This window comes from Marinobacter sp., assembly GCF_014859525.1.
Classification (GTDB): Bacteria; Pseudomonadota; Gammaproteobacteria; order Pseudomonadales; family Oleiphilaceae; genus Marinobacter.
On the sequence record NZ_JACUUB010000150.1, the window covers coordinates 1 to 3,029 of the forward strand.

General features: G+C 57.7%; 4 protein-coding genes. 3 read left to right on the plus strand and 1 reads right to left on the minus strand.

Annotation, left to right across the window (positions count from 1 at the left end; translation table 11 throughout):
* The first annotated feature begins 185 nt into the window (after positions 1-185).
* Together IBX51_RS14840 and IBX51_RS14845 are read left to right on the plus strand one after the other, a co-directional pair.
* Positions 186-1,598 (plus strand): hypothetical protein, encoded by a 1,413-nt coding sequence (locus IBX51_RS14840; protein ID WP_291832099.1) that lies wholly within the window; start codon positions 186-188, stop codon positions 1,596-1,598.
* Positions 1,570-1,944 carry a hypothetical protein gene (locus tag IBX51_RS14845; protein WP_291832101.1) on the plus strand — a complete coding sequence of 125 codons (375 nt, stop codon included), beginning with the start codon at positions 1,570-1,572 and terminating at the stop codon, positions 1,942-1,944. The genes IBX51_RS14840 and IBX51_RS14845 overlap by 29 nt, the downstream gene beginning before the upstream one ends.
* A gap of 73 nt (positions 1,945-2,017) precedes the next feature.
* Here IBX51_RS14845 and IBX51_RS14850 read toward each other — a convergent pair whose 3' ends face one another.
* Positions 2,018-2,560, minus strand: coding sequence for a cold-shock protein (locus IBX51_RS14850; protein WP_291832102.1), 543 nt, complete (start codon positions 2,558-2,560; stop codon positions 2,018-2,020).
* Positions 2,561-2,705: 145 nt separating this feature from the next.
* Between IBX51_RS14850 and IBX51_RS14855 the strand changes: the two genes are divergently transcribed.
* Positions 2,706-2,924: a SlyX family protein gene (locus IBX51_RS14855; RefSeq protein ID WP_291832103.1), complete on the plus strand. Its 219-nt coding sequence runs from the start codon at positions 2,706-2,708 to the stop codon at positions 2,922-2,924.
* Positions 2,925-3,029: the final 105 nt, after the last annotated feature.

Sequence of the window (3,029 nt, forward strand, 5' to 3'; positions counted from 1 at the left end):
CCGTCGCAGGCTGGGCTTCTGAGGCATTTAACGTGACGCTGTCAAGCAATCGTCCTGACTGATCACATAACTCCCTAAAACGGGCGCGCCATCGTTGCTCTGGCCGGGGATTCCTCCTAGAATCCCCGGCTGTGTTTTTTGCATCAGGACGATGCAACCCCAAGACCAAGGAAGGAGATCGCCGAATGGATGATTGGCAAGCTTGCCTGGCACCTCAGTGCCAAACTGCCTTACTGCACGCCCGGGAAAACGTTGCCAGTCGCGGTGGCAGTGTGATTACCGTTGAAGATTTTCTGCTGGCGCTGCTCGACGCCGTTCCTGATGTGGTGCCGTTTCTGAAACGCCAGGGTGTTGATCTGGACGAGCTGGTGCGCACGATTCAGGGTGAGCAGCCGATCGTCGCCGAAGTGCAGGGCGATGGCGATTTGTCGTCACAGCTCATCTATTGGATTGCCGGCACCCGGGAGGCGATCGAGTCGCCCTGGCTGGACTGGCCGCAGCTGTTGCGCGGTCTGGTTCATTGTGCAGAGCGTTTGCAGGATAGGGCCTATGTCGCGGTTCTGGAACTTGTGACTCATTGGCCCATTGAGCCAGCGGAGTCGGCAGCTCAGCCGAGGGCATCAGGGCAATCTTATGCGCCCGTGACCATAACAGAGCCGGCCTGGCTGCAGTTGGCAGAAGACGTGGCCGTGGCGCTGTCTGCCAATAGCCGCGCTCTGGTGTGGGTGAGCGGTGACCGGGGCAGTGGTAAAAGTGCCTGGTTGAGCTTGTTGTTGGCCACGCCAGGGATGTCTTGGGTGCAAATGGACCTGCGCCGACAGGCGGAGGTGATGGCGTCTGATCAGCCTGTCGTGCCGGCCGTTGATAATGAGCAGGCCCATTGGCCGGCCTTGGTTCTTGATAATATATCGCCTGCGGATTTGCTGGCCCTGCTGGCTCAACCGGACGGTGTGGTCCGGGAGCTGGTGACCGGGTGGCAGGGGCCGATGCTCTTGCTGGCGGCTGGTGGCGATTCCCGGGAGCATAAGGATGAACGCCGATTGTCTGCTCTGCTAGGGCGTGAGTTGGACATTATGTCGATGCCCGGTATCAGCGTGATGCAACGTATGGCGATTTTGATGGCCCATCAACCGGCCATAGAGAAGCGCTGGAATGTTCAGTTGTCACCGGGGGCAGTGGAGTTTGCCGCATCGTGCCGGAGCCAATGCGTTGCCTCTCCGGGAGCGATGCTGGAATGGTGCCAGAGAACTGCCGCCCGGCTGGATATGCTTGCCAGTCGCGGGCCGCTGGAGGGTGTGGCCGGGGCTGCGCAGCATGAGACACTCCGCCGGCAATCGTTGGTGGCCATGGCCAGGGGAGAGCAGTGGCAGGTGGCTGAAGATGCGATGCGCGTGTTGGAAGTTGAGCAGGCGGCTGCTGAGGTCGTCTGGCATGAACGCAAGCGTTCGGGAGCCTTGCGTCGGTTGCTGGTTGAGGACCTTCGCAAGGAACTTGAACGATGGGTTGCAGCCAGGCCCGGGCCGGTTCACTATGTGCTGCATTGTGACCAACAGCAGGGAGATTCCTCGGGTGCAGGATCTGGAAATTTACATTCGTGATCTCAGGCCGGGCGCTGTATCCGGATGGCTTGAGGGCCAGTTAGACCAGCTAGAGCTGGATGATGGCGATGTGTCTGCAGTGATGAAAGGTACGGCATTTTACGGCGGTGAGCGGCTTCGCATTACCTTGTACCCCGGAGCCTTTGGTAAACGGTTCACCTCGCTGGTGATTGAAGGGGCGCAGTTACCCTGGAGCACCGATCTGGAGTGTGCCCGTAGTGCCTGGAGGGCGGTAGAGACCGAAATTCGATGCAGTCCGGGTGACTGGAAAGAGGGTGAGCCGGTTGAAGAAGACAAATGGTGGCGATTAGATCACCGGGGAGAACAGCAGGTCGTTTGGAATTAGTGGGTGATTAAACGATCAGGCAAACAAAAAGGCAGCCAGTAACGGCTGCCTTTTTGTGTTCTGCAGGGGTCGTTTATTCGCTCAGTATAGACACGTTGTCTGCCTGCAGGCCTTTGTCGGCTTCAACCACGTTGAACCGGACCAGTTGACCCTGGCGCAGTACACGGCGGCCACGGCCACGAATGGCGCGGAAGTGAACAAAGATTTCGTCACCACTGTCGCGGACGATAAAGCCAAAGCCTTTTTTGACGTTGAACCATTTAACGGAGCCTTCTTCATCGCCTTCTGGCGTGGTGTCGTCAAAGTCGTCTTCTTCGTCATCGTCGTAAACGTTGCTCTGCTGGCTGGCGCGTGCGGGGCGGCTTTGTGTGCGAGCTGCTGCCGGTTTTGGCTGTTTGGTTGCAAGCGCCACGGTCAAAAAGCCGGTGATGCCGAATACAACAAAGGCAATCAGATAGGCGGCAAGCCCGCCAACGCTGCCGAGTGCTTCAGCGATGTTGCCAGCGCTCAGGGCGGCGAGGAATTGCGGTGTAACGGACAGCAACAGGAACAGTACCAGAGGTGCCGGAATGGCGATCATAAGGGAAAGGCGGATCGCTTTGGCTGGATTACGCATTGGCTGAATATTCTCCATAATGAACACTAACGATAAAAAGCCGGACATCGGGTAACATGGCATGCCCGGCCAATGAACGCCGCCAACGATAATGGCGGTAAAAGGCGGCATGATACCAGATTACCGAAAGGACTGACTAAACCTCATGAGCAAAAACACTCTCGAAGACCGGCTCGCGGAACTGGAAATGCGACTTGCGTTCCAGGATGACGTAATTAACATCCTGAGCGAGCAGGTGGCCAAGCAGGAAATGGACCTTCGGGAACTGTGGGAGGCGAAGCGGTTAATGCACAAGCAGTTGAAGGATATGGCGCCTTCGAATATCAAGGCGGAGGAGGATGAGACTCCGCCGCCGCATTATTGATTTTTAAACTTCGGAGTTTGGGGGGTCAGACCCCCGTGCGGCCTTAAGGCCCAAAGACGCACGTGGGTCTGACCCCTGGCTTCAAAACGCTCGTGGGTCTGACCC